Source organism: Opitutaceae bacterium (genome assembly GCA_041395105.1).
GTDB lineage: Bacteria > Verrucomicrobiota > Verrucomicrobiia > Opitutales > Opitutaceae > B12-G4.
Genome location: JAWLBB010000005.1, coordinates 49,646 through 74,409 on the forward strand (window position 1 = coordinate 49,646; position 24,764 = coordinate 74,409).

A 24,764-nucleotide genomic window follows, 5' to 3' on the forward strand; every position below is an offset into this window, starting at 1 on the left:
GCGCAACCCCGATCAGTTTATGGAACAGGAACGCACCACTCCCGAACTCTTTTCATTGGCGGGCAGAGTCATCGTGTTGACCGGAGGCGCCGGACTTTATGGACGGGGCCTGGCCGCCCAGCTCGCCGAATCCGGGGCGACGCTCATTCTGGCCGCCCGCAACACCGGAGCGCTCGAAGAGGTCTGCCGCGATGAGGTGGCGAGGGGCCACGCGGTGACCTGCCTTCACCTCGATCTCGAGAATCCCCCTTCAATCGACGCGCTTTGTCGATCCGTTCTTGAGCGGCACGGCCGGGTCGACGGTCTTGTCAACAATGCGGTGGCCCGGCCGATGAAGGGTCCCGACGACGATCTCGCCTCCTGGGAAATCTCCATGCGGATCAATGCGACCGGCCTCTTCGCGATCAGCCGCTGCTTCGGTGACGTGATGGCCGCACAGGGTTCGGGCAGCATGGTCAATATCGGTTCGATCCAGGGGATGGTCGGGCCCGACCTCTCCCTTTACGAAGGTCTCGGCATGCAGACCGTGCCCGATTATTTTTTCCATAAGGGGGGGATGGAGAACCTGACCCGATACTTCGCCTCTGTTTACGGACGCCGGGGCGTTCGGGTGAACTGCGTCGCCCCCGGCGGCTTCTTCAACAAACAGCCACCGGCGTTCCTCGAGCGCTACAACCGCAAGACCTTCCTCGGCCGGATGGCCGGCCCGCGCGACCTCGGCGGTGCCGTCGTCTTTCTCCTCAGCGATGCCGCCGCCTACATCACGGGCGCCAATCTGCCGGTCGATGGCGGCTATACGGCGAATTGAGTCCGATCCAAAGTCAACTCGGCCCCAAGGCGTCAATCCAGATCTTCCCAATCGTCGTCATTGTCGTCACCGGCACAGATGGCCATGATGGCTTCCGCCTGACGGAAACCCGCCGTCTCCTGGGTTTCGCCCTCCCGGGCACGCCCCTGAGCCAGGGCTTTGCGCAGCCGCGCCACCATCTCATGTTCGGGTTCGAGTGGTGCGGGCGATTTTTCCGGGTTGGCCAGGGCAAAATCAAGGCCGACTTCCCGCGCAAGCGTCAGGTAGGCATTCTCAAGCTGCTCGCGGACTCCCTTGGGTGTCCCCCAGGCGAAATTGGAAAGGCCGACGACAAAGTGAACACCGCGGAGATCCGGATCGGCGTTGATCCGTTTCATGGCATCGAGCCCGATATTGACCAGGCCGTAGGTGTCGGCGCCGACCGGTGCCAGTCCAGGATCGATGATGATGTTGTCGAGTGTTCGATCCGCTTTGGTGACCAGGAGTTCAACGAAGTACTTGGCGGCCGAATAGGCGTCATCCGCATTGAGGCATTGGGCACTGCCTCCCGGCATGAAGCACTCCGATGCCATCACGATGACCTTGGTGTCGTAGGCCTTGACCAGCTCCACCATCTCGTCGAGGCGATTTCGTGACGCGGCCAGCGAGTTCACGATCGGTTGCCCGCTCCGCTCGCGATCATAATTGGCCAGGGCGACCCGGTGGTAGTCGACGGAGGGATTGTCGAAACTGATCGGCGTCGGGGAAACTTCCTGAATGGCGTGAATGACCTCCGGGAGAAAGGCGACCATCTCTTCGAGGCGGACGGAGATCCGCTGGGTTCCGTCGAGGTTCAGGGTCAGATAATCCGCGCCGAGTTCCGTCTGACTCCGGGCGAGAGCCTGGTAACCCTCGGGGTTGCGGTCGGTGAAGGCCCGGCGGGCACGGGCATAGGAATTGTTTATCAATTCGCCGATGATCCTGATGGGAGCGGACATGGTGTTGTTTTCGGATGGACGGTGAGGTGCGCGATGGTTCGGGACCTGTTTCAGCCGGCGTTTCCGCCGCTGTTTTCAAGTTCCTTGACCAGGGCGGCCGCGACATCGCGGGCATCGCCTTCACGGGTCTCTTCCCCGCCCCAACGGTATTGGGCGAGGTATTGATCGCCGGTGGTGAGGCCGCGGTCCTGGGCGGCCGCATCGATGCGCTCGACGAAGGAGGCGGGCAGCGGGATCTTCACCTCCTTGTATTCATCCCAGACCTTGATCTCGGAGGGCAACTCCTGCCAGTAGAGAATCTGGCAGGTCGAGCGGGTTCCCAGGGGGGCCGGAGCGGCGGGTTCGGCGGCGGCCGGTTTCGCGGACCGGGCCGGCCCGGAGCCGACGCCCATGAAGTCAAGGAACAGGTCCACGGCGCTGGACGCATCCTGGCCGTAGCCGTCCGCACCTATCTCGTCGGCGAACATCTGGCTGATCGGCGCACCCCCGATGGCAAACTTGACTTCGGTGCGACCCGCATCCCTGAAGCCGTCGATGACCGTCTTCATGTAGGTCATGGTGGTGGTGAGGAGGGCACTCATGCCGATGATGTCGGGTTGGCACTTGTCGGCGGCGGCCATGAATTTCTCGACGCTTTGATCCACCCCGATGTCGTGGACCTCAAAACCCGCCCCTTCGGCCATCATGCAGACGAGGTTCTTCCCTATGTCGTGCAGGTCACCCCGCACGGTGCCCATCATGAGGACACCGGTCGTACTGCTCCTGCCGGTTTCAGCATCACTCGCGGACAAGAGCGGTTTGAGCACGGCCATGCCCGCCTTCATCGCACGCGCTGCGATCAGCACCTCGGGAACGTAGAGGATATTGTGTTTGAAATCCTCTCCGACCACGCTCATGCCGGCGATCAGGCCTTCATTCAGGATCTCCTGTGGCGTCCGCCCTTCGTCAAGGGCCGCTTGCGTCATCCTGGCGATATCGTCCGCCTTGCCTTCGTAAAGGCATTGGTTCATCAGCGCGTAGTCTGGCATTTTTCTGGTGGGCAGGGGAATGGCGCATCGGGTGAAGCGCCGGGTTCAAGGGGTGAATGCCGGATCGGTCAGCCCAAGCTGCGCCCGGCATTGTATTCGTTAAGCGCGGACAACATGGCCTGGATGTTTTCGCGGGGCATTCCGGGACTGGTGCCGCCCCCGACCGACAGAATGATGCGTTCGCCTTCGCTCTTGTTCAGCACGTCCATGGTGGCGGCATGCACCTCCTCGGGCGTGCCCCTTACGCCGATTTCAAGGGGGTTGACATTGCCCATCAGCGTCATCCGGTCTTCCAGGCGGAATTTGACGTCTTCAATGTCGGTCTGCTTGCCCCAGTTCAACACGTTGAAACCGACGTCCGGGAGGTGCTCCAGGCAGGCCTCGACGTCGGCATCGTTGTGATAGAGCTTCACCCAATCATCCGGAAAAGCGTCGCAGATGCGCTTCAGGTAGGGGTGGCAGTATTCCATGTAGTGGTCCTCGTTGACGAAGCCGACGATGTCATCAAGGATGAAGATGCCCTCCACGCAGTCGCCGATCGCCGCCTGCTGGGCCTTGAGCCAGTCGATGATCAGGCGGGTGCAGAGATCGAGGAGTTTGTGGGCTCCCTCCGCACTCTCGACCAGATCGATCATGAAATCGGAGGTGCCGCGGACAAAGCCGGCCGTGCACATCGGTCCGCGTGAGGTCGCAAACGGCATGATATATCCGGCGTCGAATACCCGCTGTTTCTGCATGCGGATGCGGTGCAGGGTCATCCCCATGAAGGCGTCGGCTTCGACCTCGTATTCGTGCAGTTTGTCCACGTCTTCGATGCGGAAGAGCGTGTGGTACTCGCTCGGGGTGTTGTCCTGCCAGAACTTGATCTTGGAGCCGAGGGCGGAGGGCTCGGCGGCCATCCCGTACTCCATCCACCACCCGGGGACGAAGATGATGTCCGGGAATTCCTGATGGATCTTGAGGTGCGACTCAAACCAGACTTCGGGATTGAGGAAAAAATCCATGTGGCTGACGCCGACGTAGCCCGGAATCCAAGGGCTGTCGATGATCATGGCCATGGGGATCCGGTCCAGGCGTTCGCCGCGGGCGGCTTTCTTGAAGATTTCCCATTGTTCGGGGCGCATAGGTGATCTGGGGTCGGGTGGTTGAAAAGAGGGGATGTTGGGTGGAGCGGATCGCAAGCTTCAGGAAGCGGGCGGCTCGATGAAGACCGCCCGTTCCGTCACCTCGATCCTGGCACCCGCCTGCTCCGCCGCCTCCTCGAGAGCGTGGCGGAGCATTGTCTTCACATCGGGGCCGTATTCGAGGCGGCGCATCAGACCTTCGCCTTTGGCGTTGTTGATTCTCAGCATGAGCTTGAGTCCCTTCCGCTTGCACATGACTTTGGTGTTCTCGTCGACCTTGACCGTCATCTGCTTGATGAAGGCGCTGACGTAATGCACACCGATGCCGGATCGGTCCTGGAAATTCTCCGGGAGTTTCTGGTCGGTTGCCGGGTCGATGTCGCAGAGCTTGATCATGATTGTGAATCGGGGGATGGCGGGGTGGGCGCCCGGGTGTGCCTCAGGGCGTAGTGGATGGTTTCGAGTGCAAGACCCCATTTATGGGCCCGGCTGGCCTGATCGCAATAGCAACCGCTCTGGCGGGTTTCGCGCTTCCAGGCCATGACATCATCAAGCGGACGGCCCAGGATCTCGGGCGGTTCGGCGATCGAAGCGGTGAATTGTGCAGGGTTCCTCAGGTATCCGCACTGCAAAGCGTGGCCCGTGTCATCCGTGGCGGGCCGACATTCGGTTTTCAGAATCCGGTGCCCGTCGCCGCCGGAGGCCAGGACGACGCTGTAGTCGAAGGCGAGCGGTTGGCCCATATTCGAACAGGTGCTGCCGTCAAAGCGGAAGACGGCGGAGATCCTGCCTCCAGGCAGATGGGCAAAGCGGACGCGTTGTTCCGCCCATTTGGCCAAAGCCTTCGGGCTGACGGTGTAGCCCGCCGCAGCCTTGCGGGGCGTGGATTCTTCAATGGCGACGGCAGAGTGAATGTAGGGTCTCCGCCGATACCGGCAGGGCTCGAAGGCACACCGTTCGCAGGGAACCAGAGCCGGAGCGGCCAGGGCGTCACGGGTTCGCTCGACCAGACCGAAAACACCAAGGAGCGATTTCTTCGGTCGGAGCATTCCGCTGGGCAGGACTTCGAGGCTTCGTGGAAAGGCCACGCCGGCGCGGGTCGTGATCAGAGAAAACAGCCGCTCCTGTTCGGCGATCTCCCATCCGGAGTAACCCGGGCTGTAGTGCGGGATCGCCATGAGATTCCGGTCCGCCGCAAGCCCGCAGATGATGCCGTTCAGTGAGGCCACAAGATTTTCGACCACCGCGGCGCCATAAACCTCTGCGAAGAAATACTCGTCCGGCTTGGCCTCCCGCCAGACCCTGGAGGCGTGATCCACGATGGCGGTTCCGGCGCTGGCGGCCGCAAGGATCACGGTCCTGGCCCGGGCCGCATGCAGATAACCGACCAGTTTCGGAGAGATGAACTCGATTCCATCGATTCGAAGCCGTTCTTCCGAGATCTCCAGGGAAGCCTCGCGAAGATAGACCCACGGATCACCGTGGTTCGCGTACCACTCACGGGTCGCCTGGGCGAGGACTTTGGCGCGATCGCCGGGTTCCTCACCTTCCGGATAGCCCAGGAGGCGGCGGAACTCCGGTTCCGGCACGGACACGGTCGGGTTCAGATCGAGCTTCTCAATCATGCGTCCGTTCTCTCCCCGGGAAGGCCCTCAATGGGCGCAAACTGGCATCCCTCGACGAAAACATCGAAAAAGCGCGGATGGGTTTCGAGGCGGCAGTGTTCAACCCTCCTGACCAGGGATTCAAGATCCCCGCGTTTCGTCTTGGAGAGAAGGGCGATGCAGGCTCCTCGATCGAAGCGTTGCCCACCTGACGGATCTTTCCGGTGGGAATGTTGGGTATGAGCCCGATGCGCTTCGATGACTCCAGGTTGAGGTGCCGGCCGAAGCCACCGGCAAGGTAGAAGACATCGAGATCGCGGGTGGTCACTCCGTACTGTTGGAAAATGATCTGCAAGCCGGCGACATTGGCCCCTTTGGCCTGGGCGAGAATGTTGGCATCCGACTCGTTCAGGGTGACCGGCGGGTCGGCATCACCATCGACCATGATCAGCTCCTCTTCCCACTCGAATCGCCCGAGACGGTTCATGCGGCCGATACGGATCAGTTCACTGAAGAGGTCCACCAGACCGGAACCACAAAGCCCCTCTGCCGGACCGCCTCCAATGACGGTAGTCCTGAAGGCACCCGCGCCCGCATCCCAGGTCACGCTCTCGATGGCGCCCGGGAGGCCGGGCATGCCGCAGGAAAGTTGACCGCCCTCGAAAGCGGGACCGGCGGGACAGGAAGCTGCCATGATCCGGTGTCGATTGCCCAGGATGAGCTCGGTATTCGTCCCGATGTCCATGATGGCGATGAGACGGTCTTCATTGGCGATGTCGGTGGCGAGCATGCAGGCGGCCGTGTCCGCGCCCACGTGTCCACTGATGATGGGCATCCCATAGACACGGGCCTTGGGATGAACCGGCAGGCCGAGGCGCCCGGCCGTCGACTCGACCACGGTGGAATTGCGCTGGCCCGCGGCCATCTCGTGTTCGGTGATGGACTGGTAGGGACTCTGGCCGATCGAATGGACGTTGAGTCGGAAAAAGAGGTCCCGCATGGTCGAATTGCCGGCGATCACGATCTCGTAGATCGACTGCGCATCAACCGGCAGTTCCTCAATGGCATGACCGAGGTAGCCGCAAAGGGTTCGCTGGAGCGAACGGGAGCCGTCCAGGGTGTCAAACTGGATGCGCGCCATCACGTCGGACCCGCCGAATCGCTGGGGATTCTCGAAGGACGAGGACGCGAGGAGTTGGCCGTTCTCCAGATTGAACAGGCGCAGGACAACCGTGGTCGTACCGATATCGATGGCCAGTCCATGCAGGGCACCTTGCCTTCGGTCAATCTCCACCCCGTCCAGGAGGACCCGTTCGCCGTCGCGGGTTATCGCCGGTTCGAGTCGAAAGTCCCGGTGGCCCACCGGCAGTTCATAGGCCTCCTGGGTGATGCGCAGGCTTCCGCGGCGCATGGTATGGCAATGGATCTCGCCCTCCTCCGCCTGGATGCGGCAGCGACAGGAAAGCCTGAACCCCTCCAGCAGGCGGGCCTCTTCAGGCGAACGCTGCGAGAGAAGGCTTTCACCCGAGGTGACCTCGACGATACATTCGCGGCACTTGCCCTGCTTGCGACAGGAGGTGGGCACCTTGACGCCAATCCGTTCCGCGCAGTCAAAGACCGTGGAGCCCGACTTGGCCTCGGTGACCTGGTGATTGATGTGAAGATGGACCGGCAAGGAAGCGATTGAGGCGTTCGAGTCATCAGCGACCGGCATGCAAGGTCGAAGCCGGGATGCCGGGGCCTGGGGAAGGGACCCGGGACATTCTACGCCTTCCCCCGGGAAGGCAAGCTCAGCCGACTGCGCCGGCCCCTCAGCGCTTCGGCACGCCGCCCGGAAACCCGGAATCGACAGACAGACGGGGCACTTCGGAGTCCTCCCGACACGCCTCCAACCCACCCGAATTGCCTCGCCCATCCGCCGCCCCGATCCTTTGATCGGGGAAGTCATTCCGAACTCGAGTCATTTCCGTTTCAGACACCATGAATGCCGCCATCGACTACTACGAGCGGGCCCTCGCCCTCCTGCAACGTCTTCGCGAGACCCAGATGGACTCGATCGACCGGGCCGCGGAAATCTGCGCTGAATCCATTGCCAACCAGGGCCTCGTCTTCATCTTCGGTTCCGGTCACTCGAGCATGCTGGCCGAGGAACTGACCCCGCGCCAGGGCTGCTTCGTCGGGTTCTTTTCGTGGAAGGAATCGGCCGTGACGAATCACAGCAACACCATCGGACGCGACGGACTTCGACCCACCCTCTTCCTCGAGAATGTCGAGGGTTACGCCGAGGAACTGCTCAAAGGCTTCAGGTTCGGACCCCACGACGCCCTCCTTCTTGTATCCACCAGCGGCCTACGTCCGCTCATCGTGGAAATGGCCCTGGGGGCCAAAGCCCGAGGGCTGCCCGTCATTGCGGTCAACTCGATCGAACATGCCTCGAGTTCACGGCCGGCTCACAAATCCGGCCGCAAGCTGATGGACATCGCCGACGTCGTCATCGACAACCTGACCCCTCCCGGCGATTGCGTGGTCGAGATCCCGGGTCTCGAATGGCGGACCGGTCCCACCTCCTCGGTAACCGGCACGATGATCGCCAACATGCTGCGATGTGCCACCGCGGAGAAACTGATCGCCCGGGGACACACCCCGGTCATGCTGCCAAGTCACCAGTTCATCGGGACGCCCACCGCCCATGCCGCCGAGGCGCAACTCGAACGCTACTACGAGGCCTACCGAAGGAGCCTCGCCCATCTTTACCAGTGAGATCGGCCTAGCGGTAACCGTTGGCTTCCAGTTCCGGCTTGAGGAAGGGGAAATCCGGCAGTGTCTCCTCCGATCGCTGCCAGCGGCCAACCGAATCCGGGCGCACCGGTATCTTCGCCATCGGGATACCCATGAATCCCTCCAGGCGGCGCAGGGTCTCGTCCTGTTTCAGGACAAAGTCCTCAAACCGGACGGATAGAAGCCGGCGCGGCGGCGGGGTCGCCCTGACGATCTCGACCTGGTACTTCCAGCTGGTGGCGCGCTGCAGGAGAATATCCTCCGTGCGGTCATAAGGAATCCCGAAACGGTCGAGATCATCAGTAACGTGCCCGCCGAGGATGCAATCGCGGGGATCCCGAATCCAGAAGATATAGCGGATGGCCGGAAAGAGCCGGACAATCCACGGATAAACCAGGGTCGTCTCCGGAATCTTCCAGCCTCGATACGGCTGGTCGCTGGCAAAGACCGACGTCAGGTAGCTTTCGATCAGCCGGGTAAAGGCGGGATCAATCGGCATGGTGTGCAGGCGGGAGAAATCCCACCGCAACCCGCCGAGATGGACAACGTGCCGGGCCATGACCCGGCACGCCTCATACATCGGCTCGGGAGGCAGCAGATCGCCCGAGACATTGAGCGGTTCCCCCATGAAGACGCCGCTCGCCGTCAGAGTATGCGAGGCCGCCCGGGTTCCGGAATGCCCCCGCCCGATGACCGTGACCAGGCCCATCTATTTCCGGCTCTGCGCCTGGAGACGTTTTGCGGTGGCCGCATCCCCGATGTGCAGGGTATCGTAGGCCTCCTGGCTGGATTCAAAGCGATCCTTGCTCATCGCCCCATGCCAGGCGCCCTGGGTCTCCATCGGATTGCGGATGCCCGTCTCCTTCTCCCTGCGGGCGATATGGGCCTCCATCCGCGCCCGCAGGCAGGCGACGACGTCGGGATGCTTTCCGGCCACGTTGCGGTTTTCGAGCGGATCCTCAACCAGGTTGTAGAGCTCGATCTCCGGCTTGAAATGGAAGTCAGGCTCGAGAGCCACGATGAGCTTCCATTCCGGTGTCCGCCACCCGTGTTTTCGCATCCAGGTGCATTCCGTGATGTAGATCTCGGACTCGAAGCTGGCGCGTTTGCCGTTGACCAGTTCCATCAGGCTCCGCCCATCGAACCGGACATCGGTCTTCAGTCCGGCCAGATCCAGCAGGGTCGGCACGAGGTCCTTGTGTTGGTTGAAGCCGCCCACCCGCTTTCCGGCCGGGAGCTTCTTCGGGTAACGCACGATCAGCGGCACCACCAGAGTCGGATCATACATTCCGTGATGGTCATACCAGCAATCGTGTTCGTAAAGGGTCTCACCGTGGTCTCCATTGATCACCACAATGGTATTGTCGAGGGAGCCGAGTCCCCGCAAACGCTCGATGATGACCGCTATGCACGCGTCCATGTAGGCGATGGCTCCGTCATACTGGGCATCAACATAGAGCCGGTCGGTGATTCCGGGAGGCAGCCAGGACATATGGAAATCGCGGAAGGGCTTGAAATTCCGCACCGGGTCCATCGACTTGTTGCCCTTCGCGCAGGGGTCGCCACCAAAGAACATTCGGTCATACGGCGCCGGCGGCAGGTAAGGCGCATGGGGGTCCATGTGACGCAGAAGAGCGAACCAAGGCTTCTTCCCGCCATCCAGTTTGTCCAGCTTGGGAAGAAAAACATCATTGAGCAGTTCGGCCTTGCGCAGGGGCCGCTCCGACCAGTCGCCCCAACTGGGAAATTCAACGTAATCGTCGAATCCCCGCGAGGCCGGATTCCCTTTGAATCCGACCGAAAGCGTGGCGTAGCCCTTCTTCTTGAGGATCTCCGGCAGCGTCCTGACCTTGGGGGTCAATCCGCCCTGGTGGCGAAGGGCCACCACTTCGGTCCCGAAACAGTCACGACCGGTCAGCATCGAGGCATACGCCGAGGTTGTCGGGATGTGGGCGCTGATGGTTTCCTCGAAGAGAGTCGCCTCCTGGGCGAATGCGTCGATGTGCGGAGTCGTCCGCTTCTCGTAGCCGTAGCAGCTCATATGGTCGCGCCTGAGAGAATCGACCGCGATCAGAAGGATATTGGGAGGTGTGGTTTTGCGTTTCATATGGGTGGAATGGTCTATGATTCTTCGATCAATACCCGCCTACCGGACTCAGCGGAGCGGTGGCAGGCCAAAGTCATTCTGAGAACATCGCGTCCCTCGCGGGCGGTGGCAATGGGCGGGCGTCGGCCCACGGCAAACTCCGCCAGGGGACCGGCCAGTCCGGCGATCCTCACGCCCTGCGACTCAGGTGGCTCGAATCCGGCAATCTGCCAGCGATTCTCCGCCTCCGTGAACCACTTCAGAGCGATCGCACCGGGTGGCTTGGGCGCCCCCGCACTGGGCTGGTCACCGAAATTCTGGATGATGACTCCGGTTTCTCCGATGACCTCCGTGGTGTTCTCACCCGCCACGCAGGTGAAGGACGAGACCACTTCAGCCATCAGACCATCATCGTAGCGGAATACCGCGATCCCGTGGTCATCCGGCACCCTGGGATTAAGCAGGGTGTCGATCTCGGCCATCACTGTCCGCGGGCTGCCAAACAGCCAGTAAAGGAAATCGATCGCGTGGGAGGCGTCATCCGCCCATATCCCGCGATTCAGCTCCGGCCGGACATGCCAGGACTCCTCGAATCCCTTCATCCGATGGGTCTTCAGGCCGTGTCGTCGACGCATCATCAGGACTCGCCCAACGACGCCCGCAGCGATCAGGCGCTTGATCTCAAGATTCTCCGGATCCACCCGCATCTGCCAGGCCAGGGTGAAGCGGACACCGTGGCGGTCGACCGCCGCCACGACCCGATCCGCCTCTTCCATGGTCAGGGCCAGGGGTTTCTGCAGGATGATCGTCTTGCCCGCCGCGGCCGCGGCTTCGACCAGATCGGCATGCATCGAGGTCTCCGCTGCAATGACCACCGCCGCGATCTCACCGCGGGCGAGCAGGGATTCAACCGAGGCTTCCGCCTCCAGGCCAAACCCGTCGCAGGACGCCTTCAGACGGTCCCGATCGTGATCCCAACCCGCAATCAGCCTGACCGGAGAGTCGACCGCACCTCTCCATTCGCGGCAATAGAGGCCCACGTGGCCATGGGCAAAACCCAGGATCCCGAGCCCCACCGGAACCGGAACCTCTGATCGCGCCACCGTCATTGAAGAATGGGCATCCTCCTTCCCGGCTCAACGGGCGCCGCACGCCTGCAGGGAGGCCTGCATATGACCACGCGTTTCCGCCGCGATGGCCACGCAGGAGGGGAGGTCATACTCCTTCGCCCCGATGACCTCGAGATCGACCGGACCGGCATAACCTTTGTCGTGCAGGACCTTCAGGTAGGCGACCAGATTGATGTCGCCACGGCCGTTGGCCTGCATCTCCGGCTTGCCCGGACCGTGCTGGCGCCCCTTGCAATCGCGGATATGGACATGTTTGATCCGGTGCACGACCGCCGCGATCGCCTCGACCGGATCTTCACCGGCCCGATGGATGTGGCTCGGGTCCATGTCCAGACCGAAGGCTGGAGACGAAACCGCTTCAAGGACCTTGAGCGAAGTCGGCGTATTGAAGACAGCCCGGCCGACGTGGGCCTTGACGCAGAGGGTGACACCGTAGTGCTCGGCCCGCCCGGCCAGTCTGCCCAGCGTGTCGATGACCGGCTGCAGGCTGTCCGGATCGTCATCCGATCCCCCGGGTCCGCAATTGATGATGGGGATCCCGATCTCCACCGCGGCCTGCATGGCCGCCTCCATCTTCTCGGCATCGGTCGATGGCTGCTCCATCGCGAGCAGCTCGAGATCAAAGTCCTTGGCCAGTTTCTTGATCACAGGCGCCACTTCGCGCCAACGATCGATGACCAGGTGCTCACTCATGCCGTCGATGGCCGAGAGCTCGATCCCGTCATACCCGCACGCAGCCGTCCAGCGGAAAGCGGTCTCCATATCGTATCCACCGAACAATACCGAATTGATTCCTAGTTTCATCTGAGCGTCTCCAGTGTTTCGCCGCCGTGCATTCGCCCGACCCAACCCGGACAAGCGATGGCCCCACCTGCCGGGGTGCCGTTAATCGGGGATTGAAGAGGGGTCCTGATGAGCGCGCATCATAGTCGAAATCGCGGATCGATTCCTTGATTAAATCGCCAAAAACAAGCATTATCTGGTCAATATGGTGGACAGAAAGATCCCCGTTCTCCCGTGCTCGACCTTCATTCCCGACCCGGATTTCCCCCTGGCCATCCGCCAGAACACCCGACACGGGTCGATCGACCTGCACGCGCACGAATTTATCGAACTGGTCATTATCCGATCCGGGCGGGCCAGGCACTTCTCGCCCGGCGACGAGTACCCGATCTCCAGCGGCGACGTCTTCGTGGTCCATCTGGACGAGGCCCACGGCTACCGGGCCGATCAGGACCTGGATCTGGTCAATATCCTCTACCGCCCCGGGGCCTTCCTTGACAACGATCCCGCATTGAGGGATTTGCAGGGATTCAGGGCTCTCTTCAGTCTCGATCCGGCTGACCGGTCCTCACATGGATTCGGGACACGGCTGCATCTCTCCGACGATGCCCGCGTCCAGGTCAACCAATTGATCGATTCCATGGGGCGGGAAACCACCACGTCTGCTCCGGGGTTCCGGGCGGTCGTCTGCGGGCTCCTGACCCAACTCGCGGTCACCCTTTCGCGCCTTTACTCGGACACGACCTGGCACACCGAGGCGGCCCTGCTGGAGATCGAACCGACCCTCCAACACCTGAGGCGCTCATTTGATCGAGACCTGAAGCTTGACGATCTGGCCAGCCAGGCCGGTATGTCCGTCAGCACCCTGCTTCGCCGATTTCGCACGGCGACCGGTTCTTCTCCGGTCGAGTTCCTCCTCCGGCTTCGCCTTGAGCGCGCCCGGGAGATTCTTTCGACCACGGATCGCCGCATCACCGACATCGCCTTTGATTGCGGTTTCCGGGACAGCAACTACTTCACCCGGCAGTTCAAACGCCACACCGGCTTGAGTCCCAGGGCCTATCGTCGGTCTCTCCGCTACCTGTGACGGAGATCAGCTGCCGCTCAGGACAAAGTCGGCGATATAGTGCATGAGCAACTGGCGCCCCTTGTCATCGGCTATGCCGGTGATGAGCGGAAAAGCGCTGGTCTTCTTTTCGTCATCAACGCGGATTTCACAGAAAGCCTGCGCTGCCTCGTTGATCTCCGCGATCTTGATCGACAGGGTCATCCGGTGCCCATGGGACGACTGATTGACCAGGAACATCGAATAGCCGTAGTGCGACCGCTCGTCACAGGAGAGATAGGTGAATTCGATGTCCGCGCCTTTCAATTCGGACTTTAACCAACGTGAGGCTTGGCTGACGACCTCGCAATTGAGGCCGGGATGGTCGCGCTTCTTGTTGATGACAAGCTTGAGATCGTTGGCTGGTTCTGGGTCTCCACTATACATGATTTGCGGCGGTCGGCAGGGCTGCAGGGCAAGACGCCTGCCAGGTCCCGTTTCAGTGACCGACCTCTTTACCGCCCACCTCAATCGAATCAAGCCGAATCGACCCGGGCCCATTTACGCAGAAAAACGGAGCCAAATTGAATGGCACCAAGGCAAGTGCTGCGCCATGCTCTTCAGGGATGTCGCCACACCACTGTGCCGGCGTTCTGGCGACCGGTCGGCACCGCCACACCATCCGGCGGCGGCACCAGGTCATTGCCGACAGCACCTTTGACTGCGGTTTCCGGGACAGCAGCTTCTTCATGCCCCCTTTTCAACGAGCCCCCGCCACCTCGAATAAAAAGCGGCGCCCCGGAGGACGCCGCCCGAGATTGCCTGCCAGGCAACCCTATGGACCGTTCTTTCCGGGAACGCCGACACCGACCTGGGTGATCCTGGATCCGGCGCCCGGCGGGAATCCGAAGGCAGCCGCTCCCATGCTGGCCACAAACAGGCTCTTGCGGTCCAGTTTGCCCCGGCCAAAGGCCAGGCTGGTCGGGAAGTCGAAGAGAGGCGACGGGGCCAGATACGGCTCCACGACAGGTTCGATATCACCGGTCCCCGGATTGATACGGATGACCGGCGACAGAGGGAATCCGGCCATCCCGGTCACCGGGATGGCCGCGTAGAGCATCCCCTTCGAATCGATGACCAGTCCGTCCGGCGCCAGGAGCAGTCCCGGGGGGCCGGCGGGCGGGTAGGCACCCGCCACAACGGAGATCTCACCGGCCGATCCGTCCGGAAGGATCTGGATCTCGACGATGGTCGATTTCTCGGTATTCGCGACGTAGATCTGGTGCGGCAGGCCGAAGACAATCCCGTTGGCACCTCCCAGGGGAACCGGGTTGGGATCAAAATCGAAATCCGGCGCCAGCAGGTCGCTCTGCGCCCAGATCTCAAATGAACCGCCCGGTTCAAGTCTCCAGACAAGCCCGGTGGCGAAGACGGGGTCGGGCCAATAATCAGAGACATAGAGGTTGCCCTGATGATCGAAGGTCAGGGCGTTGGGCACACTGATCTGAGCTGAGCCCGGAAGATGCTCGACCCCTCCATCGCGGCCGACCTTCCAGACCCCGTGCCTGCCGTCGCCCCGGGCGTCAAAGGCGACATAGATGTTTCGGAAGACGTCGGTGACGACGCCGACAACCCCGTTCGCACCCGGTTCCGACGGCCCCAGGTCGGCCAGCACGGTCTCCTCACCGTCCGGGGCAATCCGGACGATCTCGTTCATGACCGCGACCCTTGGCGGACCAATCAGGGCCCGACGACTGATGATGGTATTTCCTTTCATATCCACGGCAATGCCCTCGGCACTCCCGTAAGCCGGCGGGGTTTCAACGGTGTAGATCACCTCAGCCTGACCCGGCTCCAGCTTGTTTTTCCCCTGGATCGGATTCGGCAGGGCGAGGATGACAAGGCCGATGGCGGCCCATCCTCCAATAATGACTCTCTTCATGGTTTTCCTTTGATTCATGGTCAGTTGCTCGGGGAACTCTGTTGGTTCCCCTCAGCACAAACGTTTTCCGGGTTCGAAACCGGCCAAGGAATTTTCAGGGGCACCCGGACGGCCCAAAGCGCCTGTCAGCCAAAAGGTGAGTCACCCTTCGACCGGGCGACCCGGCTGCATTCGGATTCGCCCGCCGGGCGGGCCAACCTCGTGTTCCCCGGACCCAGCCACAGCCCTTTCTTCCCTTCCCGGTTCACGTTCCGGTGCGGACTCCTCGATGGTGATGAGTTGATCCACCGTCACGCCGTTGAGTTCCTGCACCATGCCGGAGGGCCACTCAACGCGGAGCGTTTCAATGACCGAAGCATCGCCGAGCCCGAAATGGGCGCGCAGTTCGCCGGGGGTGTCGCCGTTCCCGCCAATCTGCCGCAGCTGGCTGATCTCCCTGCCGCCGATCACGGCCCGGACCCTCACCTTCGCCCCGAAGGCGGTCCGGTTCGAGACAGTGCCCACAAGACGGATCATGATCCAGTGGTTCGTGCCACCTTCGTTGCGGAAGAGTTGAAAAGAGTGCCCTGAATCATCGATCGGCTCATTGGTGACCGACAGGTCGAGGTCTCCGTCATTGTCGAAATCGACCCAGGCACAGCGCAACGACCCGAGCTTGTCGTCCACCGGGGGCGTAGGGACGACCAGCCTGAAACGGTCGCCACCCTCATTGTGATACAGAAGGTTGGACCCGTTTCCGTTGGCAATGAAGAAGTCAATCCACCCGTCATTGTCGAAATCACCCCAGGCCGATCCGTTGGCCGCGACCGAGGCCGCCGACGGGATCGCCCTGACCGCGTCGTAAAATCCAGAGGCACCTTCGTTGCGGAAGAGATGACAACCGGCTGCCGTCTTCCAAGTGCAGCAGAGCAGGTCCAGGTCCCCGTCATTGTCGAAGTCCGCGCTCGAGAGGCTCAGATCGTCGGCCAGCGAGGGAACACCACCCTCCTCCGATGAAACCCAACTGAAAGTGCCATTTCCCTCGTTCCGGAACTGGACCTCATCCTGTCCGCCGATGAACAGATCGACGTCTCCGTCGCCGTCGAAGTCACTCCAGGCGAGTCCATCCGAGAAGCCCACCGTCTGATTGGCCTCGTTGGCCACCGGGGTCATGGTCCCATCGCCGTTGTTGCGGTAAATCCGGTTCGGCTCCATGTTGCTGGTCACGTAGAGATCCACGAAGCCGTCATTATCATAATCGCCCCAGGCGGCATTGTCGGAACTGGTCGGCGTTTCAACCCAGACGCCACTGTACTCCCGAGCCAATCCCCCTCGACCGTCATTGCGGTAGAATCCATCAATCTGATCGTCGTCTGTGGCGATGAAGAGATCCAGGTCTCCGTCATTGTCCTGATCCGCCCAAACCGGCTGGTTGGGCGATTTCAGACCCGTCGCCGCAATTCCCTCTTCATCCCTGCGAAACGCCCCGCCGCCCAGGTTGCGGTAGAGGTGAACGATCGCCCTGCCCTGCTCCGCCAGGACCAGATCCACCAAGCCATCACCATCGTAGTCACCCCACCCCTGGCCGATGAAACGGGCCTGCCCGTCGAGGGCAGGTCCTGACATCAGCCGGGTGAACGAGACCGCGGTCAAGGGCCGGACGTCATCCAAATGCATCGGTATGGCCGCAAGTTCGCCCTGTTGCTCCATTTTGCGGATACGGGCCAACTGGGTGTCCCGGACACGGTCAAGCTCCGCGAAGGCCGCCCGGATCTCCGGATCGTCAAGATAGGGTTCCCATTCGTCCCTTCGAAGAAGTCCGTCCCAGTACCACCCGGTCTGCCCGGACGCAAAGAGCGTCCGCAGGTCCGTAAGCACGCCGGCCCGGTCTCCCCTCAAGGCGTGGATCCGTGCCCACAGGGCCCGGTTCTCGTTCCGGTCGGGCAGCCATGTGCTCTCGACCGTTGCCTCAATCCCGTCCAAAAGATTGCCCGCCGCCTCTTTCCGACCCGCCGCCTGGAGGGTCCGGACCACGCCGAGAGCCAGGCCCGCCCGGGTGATATCGAGCAGGTGATCGCATCGAACCAGTCGCCGCATCCATCCGGAAAGCTCCCCGTCCTCAAAGTCATCGACCGGGACCCAGCCCTCACCGGGCACCCCCAGGTTCTCCCCGTCCGGATAGACCCAGATGTCATCCACATACACGGGAAGCCGGCGGCGGAGATCCGCCGGGGCCTGACCGGTGTTCTGAACGAGAACGAGAAGATCAAGGGCTTCCCGGGTTTCCTTCCTGTAGTGCGCCTCCCTGAAGATGGCGGTCTGGTCCGGGAACCGCCGGCCGCCGCGGATATGGACGTCGAAAGTGTTGCTGTCAGGGTCGACGACATACCAGAGCTCATGGAAGACCGCCGTCTCCGTGGGAGCCGCTACAAGTTCGACAAAAGCCGTCCCGTCGCGCAGTTCCAGGCCACCGTCGGGCGCGTAACGCGACTGAATGGAGAGATCCCCATAGGTCGGCGCCGCATAGTCCGAAGAGCCGGCCGACGACGCCAGGCCCCACACGAAGTCCATGACGGCCGTCCTCGGATCAAAAGCCGGCCGTCCGATCCTGAGGTAGAGAGTGCGGCGGCCGGAGGCGGTTATCCGGGCGGCCGGCGGCAGCCGGATGGCAGCCGATCGATGGCGGGGATGCCACCGCGTAATCACATGACCGGGATTCCATTCCCAGATCTCACCCCGGAGAAAGCCGGGATCGAACTCGAGCACGCCGTCGCCGCCCGGTTCGAAGGGGTCCGCAGCCACCCGGAAGGTCGCCCGTCCCGGATCGTCCCCCGGCGGATCCGATTCGGCGGCGAAGTGGGTCCGGCAGAACCCCAGGGCCTGTTCCGTCCGGCCCTTCGCGAGAAGGGCATCCAGCAGGGGGAGCAGAGACACCGAATCCTCCGCCTGTTCGGCCCCGAGACCCGAGCCGTAGTAGGGCAAGGCCAGCAAGAGCGGATCACCGTTGGCCCCCACGGCGTGCGGGAGCCGGCCGGTCGGATTCTCCCGGAAAAAGGCCAGGGCCTCATCGACCTCGCCCCGGAGAAGATGCACCTTGACCTGCAGGCTGTTGGCCAGATCCGATTCCGGGGCCACCCGAAGGGCCCGTTCCGTCCACCAGACAGCCGCCTCGAGGTCGCCGAGGACGCGGTAAAGGTCGCCGATCCGGTTGGGCAGATTGGGATTCCAGTTCTCGAGAGCGTAGGCCCGGCGGTACCAGAGCATGGCGTCGTCATGGCGTTGCAGCCTGTAGTCGAAATGGATACCCAGGGCCCTCGCGGCATCGGCGTGATCGGGATTCTGCCGCCACACCTCTCGGAGGATCCGGACGGTCTCATCCTCGCCATCTCCTTCCCTTTCCCCGGCCGGCGGACCCCCGACCGCAACGGCCACCGGGCCGTCGGCCGGCTGGGCCGGGAGCGGCCCAAGCCCGCGCGGCCACAGGAGAAGGGCGGTCAGGATCACCACGGCCGACACGGCCGCCATCAGGACCGTTCTGAGGCGGAATCGCCGCTTCCAGGGTGCCCGCCCCCGGTGTCGTTTCGCAGGCGATCCGTCCCGGGCACTCCGCAAATCGTCGAGCAGATCCGTGACGTTCTGATAGCGATGATCGGGATTCTTGGCCAGGCAACGCGCAAGAACCTCGTCGCAGGAACGGGGCAACCCGGGAATCAGATCAACAGGTGAAACCGGATCCTCATCGAGAATCGCACGGACAGCCGACTGGGCGTTCCCGCCGAAGGGCCGCTTGCCGGTCAGCATTTCATACAGGACAACCCCGAACGACCAGATATCCGTGCGCCCGTCGATGACCCCGCCCATGGCTTGTTCCGGCGACATATAGGCGAGGGTTCCCGCCATTTGCCCGATCTGAGTGTAGCCGGACTCGTTGGAAAGCTTGGCCAGGCCGAAATCGAGAAGAACAACCGTGCCCTGACCGGTGATCATGATATTCCCGGGTTTAATGTCCCGGTGGGTGACGCCCTGTTCGTGCGCCTTCTGCAAACCAGAGACCAACTGAACCGCAATATCGAGGGCTTCATCGACCGGCAACGGCCCCCCTTTGATTTTTTCCGTCAACGTCTGGCCCGGGTAATACCCCATGGCGATAAACATCTGGTGATCGACCGTCTCGGCGATTTCGTGGACGGTCGCGATATTCGGGTGATTCAGGCCGGAAGCCGCCTTGGCTTCGTGAATGAACCGCTCCTTGGCATCAGGATCCGCGCTGAGCGACGGAGGCAGGAATTTCAGGGCGACCATCCGGTCGAGGGTCCGGTCCCGGGCCCGGTAGACCATGCCCATTCCCCCTCGTCCGATCGATTCGAGGATTTCAAAGCGGGAGATGGTTCGGCCAATCAGCGGATCCTCTTCGGGCACTTCCTGCAGGTTGCCGTCCAGCCACTCCGCCGCCTTGTGAGGATTCCGACTCAGGCTTTCCAGGGCAGGTCGGATCATGCCATCCATCAGGTCGTCAAACGGAGAATCGCCCGATTCGGTCTCTGCCAGCAGGGCGGAGATCCGCCCGTGCAGGTCCCGATCGCCGCCACAGGCACGCTCAAGGAAAAGGCCGCGTTCATCTTCAGAAAGGTCTGCGGCCTGCTCGAAGATCTCCCGGATCATCCTGAGGCGCTCTGAGGACAGCGGTTCCTGACCCGGTTCCCTCATGGTTCAGGCAGCCTGCCCCTTTCGGATCTCCAGGTTGAGCCAGGCCCGCGCCCAGGCCAGACGCCGCCGGACCATTCGCTCAGACATCCCCAAAGCCCCGGCAACCTCGCCCTGCGTCAACCCGGCAAAGTAATGGAGTTTGACCAGCTCGACCGTTTCGGGGTCGCTCACCGCCAACGCCTCCAGGGCTTCGTCCAACAGCAGCAGCGCATGATCGCGAGAGGGAATCGTCGCCGGGTCCGCCGCTTCCCAGTTCCAGGCATCCAGGTCAACCCGCTGGAGCCCTCCCCCGTGGCGGATCCGTTTCCTCCTGCGGGCCCGGTCAACCAGTATGTGACGCATGGTCTGCGCCACTGCGGCGCACAAATGAGCGCGGTTCTCAAATTCCGGCTGCCCACCTCCCCCCAGCTTCAGCCACGCTTCATGGACCAGGGCGGTGGCCTGAAGAGTCTGCAAACCACCCTGACCCGCCATTCGAGCCGCGGCCAGCCTGCGAAGCTCCCCATACAGGGTCGTCGTCAGATCGACTCTGCTCCTGTCCGGATGCGGATCACTCCCATCCCTGTCTGTCCTGCTCCTGCACACGGGCTTCCAATACAGCTCCGCCACGATGAGCGATTCTGGCATTCTATACCCACAAACCGCTCAGGTCCAGTACCTATCCCTGACAACCACGATCAGGCGCTTTCGGCTTTGTCACGCAGTTCGTAAGAAGGCCGAAGGCGAAGGCGGCAGTCGGGGATTGGGAAACAAATGCCAGGGCGGGGTATTCTGACCCGAAAAATGAGGACTATTCCCCAGGACTGAGTTGGGCGATTTCTGCTACAGTTTCGTCCGGGTCACCCGTTTCCCAATACAAACGATAATCACTCGAGCAAAGACAACGGACCACCCACCCTATGAACAGCCCCGTCACCTTCAAATCACTGACCCGAAGCCTGGCCATCGTTTCCCTCTCGATGTGCGCGACCACCCTCGTTCGTGGCGGCGCCTTTACCTTGACTGAACAGAACGCCTCGGGAATCGGAACCGCTTTCAGTTCCAGTGCGGAAGCCCGCGACGCCTCCACCATCTTCTACAATCCCGCGGGGCTGACCCGGCTCGAACGCGCCGAGCTGACCGGAGCAGCGACCGTCATCGTCCTCTCCGGAGGCTACACCGACGAGGGATCCACCACCGCCGGTGTCATCCCCATTTCCGGAGGCAACGGAGGCAACCCGGGAGGAGCCACTCCGTTCCCGACGCTCTACTACGCCCAGCCCGTCTCCGACAAGATCGTGGCCGGTCTCGGCATGCATGTTCCCTTCGGCCTTTCCACCGACTACGAGTCGGGATGGGTCGGCCGCTACCACGGGCTGAAGACCGAGTTGATGACGCTCAACCTGAATCCTTCCATTGGACTGAAGCTGACCGATCAGCTCTCGGTCGGTCTCGGGTTCAGCTACCAGTATGTCGCCGCCACTTTCAGCAACGCGATTGACTTCGGATTGGCCGGCTATGCCATGAGCATCCCTGGATTCGCCCCCGGTTCGGCCGACGGAGAAGTCTCCATCGAAGGCAACAACTGGGGAACGGGATACAATTTCGGACTGCTCTGGGAGCCGATGGCCGGGGCGCGCTTCGGCCTTGCCTACCGGTCCCAGATCGGCAACTCCGTGACCGGAGACGCCACCTTCACCGACGTGCCGGCTCCGTTTCAGCCGCTCTTCCCGGATCAGGCGTTTTCGGCTTCACTCGATCTTCCCGCTTCCCTCTCCGGCAATTTCTTTCTCCAGATCGACAGCCGCTGGGCCGTCATGGCGGACGTTACCTGGATCAACTGGAGTGTGATGCAGGAAATCGTGATCCAATTCGAGAATCCGCTGACCCCGACCTCCACCCTTCCCCAATACTGGGATGATTCCTTCATCTATTCGGGAGGGGTTCACTACCGGGCGGGAAATGTGACCTACAAGCTGGGTGTCGCCCTCGACGAAACCCCGATCAACGACCCCGATTTCCGCTCTCCCCGGATCCCGGATTCCAACCGCACCTGGATCTCCCTCGGGGTCTCCATCCGTTCGAGCGAAACCCTCAGTTTCGACGCTGGTTACGCCCATCTCTTCATGGACGAATCGACTACCAATTTCACCGACGACCAGACCCACAACCTCAAGGGCACCTTCCGCCTCCGCGCTGAAGTGTTCAGCGCCCAGGCCACCTGGAACTTCTGAAGCCGGTTGAAAACGGCGCTGCCGGTTACTTCAGATCGATCGGATCGGCTGCATCGGTTCGGCTCAAAGCCGGTGCAGATGGAAACCACCATCGACATTGATAACCTCGCCGGTTGAAAACGGCAGGTAATCTTCGGCCACCGCCCGAACGGCCCGGCCGATGTCTTCGGGTTTGCCCCAACGCCGGATCGGCGTGATCCCGTCTTCAAGGATCAGCTTGTCATACTTCGCCGTCACCCCGGATGTCATATCCGTCGCGATGATACCCGGGCGGATCTCGTAGACATTGATTCCGTCATTGGACAGACGGTCGGCAAAGAGCTTCGTCATCATGGCCAGGCCCGCCTTGACCATGCAGTAATCGCCGCGGTTGATCGATGAGGTGTAGACCGAAATCGAAGTGATGTTGACGATGCGACCGCGAAAACCACCCGCATCCGGTACCTGTTCCAGCATCCGCTTCGCCACCGACTGACTGAGGAAAAAGGGGCCCTTCAGATTGATCCCGAAGAGCCGGTCGAAACTCTCCTCGCCGCACTCGAGCAGGTCGGCCCGCACGTTTGGGGCAACCCCGGCATTGTTGACCAGCAGATCGATCCGGCCAAAGGCCTCCATCGTCGTGATCACCAGCTTCTCACGATCGGCAGCCGACGAAACATCCGCCTGTACGATGACCCCGTCGCCCCCGGCATCCTTGACCAGGGCGAGGGCTTCCTCGGCGGCCTTCTGGTTGCCCGCGTAATTGATGGCCACCTGATAACCGGCTCGAGCCAGCTCAACCGCGATACCCCGGCCAATTCCGCGGGAAGCTCCCGTCACCAATGCAGTTTTCCGTTTCATCGGCGCCCGTTATGTTCTTATCCGCGACCAAGACAACCCGGATATCGACTTTGAGCTCAAATCCGTTTGTCTGGATTCCGGAGCACATCATGAAGAAAACCTCGAAAACCATCCTCCTCGTCGCCAATGGCGATCTGCGCCAGTCCGCCAACGAAGCCACCTGGGCCGCCCAGGCCGCCATGGAGGCCAAACTCACCGAAACCCTTAAATCCCTCGGCTATCGCCTGGTCCGGGCCCATCCCTACAAGAAAGACCTGAAACACGGTTTCATCGGCAGTCAGAAGGAGGGCATGGAGGTTTTCTCGAAAATCGATCCGAAGACCCCCCTGATCGTGGCCGAAGCCGTCTGGCAGTACAGCCATCACCTCCTGCCGGGCCTGGTTTCCCATCAGGCGCCCATCCTGACCATCGCCAACTGGTCTGGCCAATGGCCCGGTCTGGTCGGCATGCTCAACTTGAACGGCTCGCTGACCAAGGCCGGGGTCCCCTACTCCACCCTCTGGAGCGAGAACTTCGACGACCGCTTCTTTCTCCGCGGCCTCGAAAGATGGCTGACCACCGGACAGGTGAAGCATCCGGCTTCCCACGTCAAATCCCTCAGCCGGGCGAAGGTTCCCGCCCGTGCCCGGGCCGTGGCCCGGCGGATTGCGACCGACCTGAAGACCCGCAAATCAATCATGGGAGTCTTCGACGAGGGTTGCATGGGCATGTTCAACGCCATCATACCGGATGACCTGCTCTTCACGACCGGCGTCTACAAGGAACGTCTCAGCCAGTCCGCGCTCTTTTACGCCATGTCCGAGGTCTCCGATCGTGAAGCCAATGCGGTCTATCGCTGGCTGGTCAAAGCCGGACTCAAGTTTCACTTTGGCAGGGATTTTGAGAAGGACCTGAACAAGGACATGGTCCTCCAGCAGTGCAAGATGTACGTGGCCGCCCTGCGAATCGCCGACGAATTCGGCTGCGAGACCATCGGCATCCAATACCAGCAGGGCCTGAAGGACCTGACGCCCGCATCGGACCTGGTCGAGGGCCTGCTCAACAATTCCGACCGACCGCCGGTGAAAAACCGCGCCGGCAAGATCATCAACGAGGGCCGCCCCCTCCCGCATTTCAACGAGGTCGACGAGTGCTCCGGACTCGACGCTCTCATGACCAATCGCGTCCACCGCGCTCTCGGACAGCCGGTCGAGACGACCCTGCACGACCTGCGCTGGGGCGACTCCGACCGGTCGGGCACCACCAACGATTACGTCTGGGTCTTTCTCATCTCGGGTTCCGCTCCGGCCGCCCATCATGTCGACGGCTACAAAGGAAGCGACTCATGGCGCCAGCCCGCCATGTACTTCCGGTTGGGCGGCGGAACCCTGCGGGGTGTGGCCAAGCCCGGGGAAATTGTCTGGTCCCGCGTCTACGTGGCGGAAGGCAGACTCAAAATGGATCTCGGCCGCGGCAAAGCGATCGAACTGCCCCCCGAGGAGACCGAGCGTCGCTGGCAGGCCACCACCCCGGAATGGCCGATCATGCACGGGGTCACCTACGGCGTCAGCCGCGACCAGATGATGGGACGGCACAAGGCCAACCATATCCAGGTGGTCTACGCCAACTCCGCCCGTGAGGCCGACCTCGCCCTCTACGCCAAGGCCGCCCTGGCCCGCGAACTCGGCCTCGAGGTCTCCCTCTGCGGCACCCGAAAGGACGGCAAGGCTTTCTAAACCAG

The 24,764-nt window shown here is 62.1% G+C and carries 21 protein-coding genes; 5 read left to right on the plus strand and 16 right to left on the minus strand.

Annotated elements, in window-relative coordinates; all coding sequences use genetic code 11:
• The first annotated feature begins 19 nt into the window (after positions 1-19).
• The gene (locus R3F07_15430; GenBank protein MEZ5277772.1) at positions 20-808 is read left to right on the plus strand and encodes an SDR family oxidoreductase; all 789 of its coding nucleotides are present in this window, start codon (positions 20-22) and stop codon (positions 806-808) included.
• A gap of 32 nt (positions 809-840) precedes the next feature.
• On the opposite strand, the gene R3F07_15435 is transcribed toward R3F07_15430, so the two are convergent.
• From R3F07_15435 to R3F07_15460, 6 genes are all read right to left on the minus strand, one after another.
• Entirely contained in the window at positions 841-1,785 is a 945-nt protein-coding gene (locus tag R3F07_15435; protein MEZ5277773.1) for a dihydropteroate synthase, read from the minus strand.
• 50 nt (positions 1,786-1,835) lie between these two features.
• A complete protein-coding gene (locus tag R3F07_15440) occupies positions 1,836-2,813 on the minus strand; it encodes a corrinoid protein (protein ID MEZ5277774.1) in 978 nt (325 codons plus the stop codon).
• Positions 2,814-2,881: 68 nt separating this feature from the next.
• Positions 2,882-3,937, minus strand: a complete 1,056-nt coding sequence (locus R3F07_15445; protein ID MEZ5277775.1) for a uroporphyrinogen decarboxylase family protein — start codon at positions 3,935-3,937, stop codon at positions 2,882-2,884.
• Between the two features lie 60 nt (positions 3,938-3,997).
• Positions 3,998-4,333: a hypothetical protein gene (locus R3F07_15450; GenBank protein ID MEZ5277776.1), complete on the minus strand. Its 336-nt coding sequence runs from the start codon at positions 4,331-4,333 to the stop codon at positions 3,998-4,000.
• Positions 4,330-5,562 carry a hypothetical protein gene (locus R3F07_15455; GenBank protein ID MEZ5277777.1) on the minus strand — a complete coding sequence of 411 codons (1,233 nt, stop codon included), beginning with the start codon at positions 5,560-5,562 and terminating at the stop codon, positions 4,330-4,332. The genes R3F07_15450 and R3F07_15455 overlap by 4 nt, the downstream gene beginning before the upstream one ends.
• A complete protein-coding gene (locus R3F07_15460) occupies positions 5,555-7,255 on the minus strand; it encodes an ASKHA domain-containing protein (protein ID MEZ5277778.1) in 1,701 nt (566 codons plus the stop codon). The genes R3F07_15455 and R3F07_15460 overlap by 8 nt, the downstream gene beginning before the upstream one ends.
• Before the next feature lie 266 nt (positions 7,256-7,521).
• On the opposite strand from R3F07_15460, the gene R3F07_15465 reads away from it, so the two are divergent.
• A complete protein-coding gene (locus tag R3F07_15465) occupies positions 7,522-8,301 on the plus strand; it encodes an SIS domain-containing protein (protein ID MEZ5277779.1) in 780 nt (259 codons plus the stop codon).
• Between the two features lie 7 nt (positions 8,302-8,308).
• Here the strand turns inward: R3F07_15465 and R3F07_15470 are convergent, their stop codons facing one another.
• From R3F07_15470 to R3F07_15485, 4 genes are read right to left on the minus strand one after another with little or no spacing between them, the layout of a single operon-like run.
• Positions 8,309-9,028, minus strand: a complete 720-nt coding sequence (locus tag R3F07_15470; GenBank protein MEZ5277780.1) for a sulfotransferase — start codon at positions 9,026-9,028, stop codon at positions 8,309-8,311.
• Positions 9,029-10,426 carry a sulfatase gene (locus R3F07_15475; GenBank protein ID MEZ5277781.1) on the minus strand — a complete coding sequence of 466 codons (1,398 nt, stop codon included), beginning with the start codon at positions 10,424-10,426 and terminating at the stop codon, positions 9,029-9,031.
• 14 nt (positions 10,427-10,440) lie between these two features.
• Positions 10,441-11,514 (minus strand): Gfo/Idh/MocA family oxidoreductase, encoded by a 1,074-nt coding sequence (locus tag R3F07_15480; GenBank protein MEZ5277782.1) that lies wholly within the window; start codon positions 11,512-11,514, stop codon positions 10,441-10,443.
• A 27-nt stretch (positions 11,515-11,541) separates the two neighbouring features.
• Entirely contained in the window at positions 11,542-12,339 is a 798-nt protein-coding gene (locus R3F07_15485; protein ID MEZ5277783.1) for a sugar phosphate isomerase/epimerase, read from the minus strand.
• A 184-nt stretch (positions 12,340-12,523) separates the two neighbouring features.
• Between R3F07_15485 and R3F07_15490 the strand changes: the two genes are divergently transcribed.
• Complete coding sequence (locus R3F07_15490; GenBank protein MEZ5277784.1) at positions 12,524-13,405, plus strand: helix-turn-helix domain-containing protein; 882 nt, start codon at positions 12,524-12,526, stop codon at positions 13,403-13,405.
• 6 nt (positions 13,406-13,411) lie between these two features.
• Here the strand turns inward: R3F07_15490 and R3F07_15495 are convergent, their stop codons facing one another.
• From R3F07_15495 to R3F07_15515, 5 genes are all read right to left on the minus strand, one after another.
• Positions 13,412-13,810, minus strand: coding sequence for a hypothetical protein (locus R3F07_15495; GenBank protein ID MEZ5277785.1), 399 nt, complete (start codon positions 13,808-13,810; stop codon positions 13,412-13,414).
• Positions 13,811-13,862: 52 nt separating this feature from the next.
• Positions 13,863-14,114: a hypothetical protein gene (locus R3F07_15500; protein ID MEZ5277786.1), complete on the minus strand. Its 252-nt coding sequence runs from the start codon at positions 14,112-14,114 to the stop codon at positions 13,863-13,865.
• An 84-nt stretch (positions 14,115-14,198) separates the two neighbouring features.
• Complete coding sequence (locus tag R3F07_15505; protein ID MEZ5277787.1) at positions 14,199-15,305, minus strand: hypothetical protein; 1,107 nt, start codon at positions 15,303-15,305, stop codon at positions 14,199-14,201.
• A gap of 141 nt (positions 15,306-15,446) precedes the next feature.
• Positions 15,447-19,991: an FG-GAP-like repeat-containing protein gene (locus tag R3F07_15510; GenBank protein MEZ5277788.1), complete on the minus strand. Its 4,545-nt coding sequence runs from the start codon at positions 19,989-19,991 to the stop codon at positions 15,447-15,449.
• A gap of 3 nt (positions 19,992-19,994) precedes the next feature.
• On the minus strand, positions 19,995-20,618 hold the full coding sequence (locus R3F07_15515) for an ECF-type sigma factor (protein MEZ5277789.1): 624 nt from the start codon (positions 20,616-20,618) through the stop codon (positions 19,995-19,997).
• Between the two features lie 272 nt (positions 20,619-20,890).
• On the opposite strand from R3F07_15515, the gene R3F07_15520 reads away from it, so the two are divergent.
• On the plus strand, positions 20,891-22,204 hold the full coding sequence (locus R3F07_15520) for an outer membrane protein transport protein (GenBank protein MEZ5277790.1): 1,314 nt from the start codon (positions 20,891-20,893) through the stop codon (positions 22,202-22,204).
• A gap of 63 nt (positions 22,205-22,267) precedes the next feature.
• Here R3F07_15520 and R3F07_15525 read toward each other — a convergent pair whose 3' ends face one another.
• Positions 22,268-23,044: a 3-ketoacyl-ACP reductase gene (locus tag R3F07_15525; protein ID MEZ5277791.1), complete on the minus strand. Its 777-nt coding sequence runs from the start codon at positions 23,042-23,044 to the stop codon at positions 22,268-22,270.
• Positions 23,045-23,133: 89 nt separating this feature from the next.
• Here R3F07_15525 and R3F07_15530 point away from each other — a divergent pair, with 89 nt between their 5' ends.
• A complete protein-coding gene (locus tag R3F07_15530) occupies positions 23,134-24,759 on the plus strand; it encodes a fucose isomerase (GenBank protein ID MEZ5277792.1) in 1,626 nt (541 codons plus the stop codon).
• The last annotated feature ends 5 nt before the right edge of the window (positions 24,760-24,764 follow it).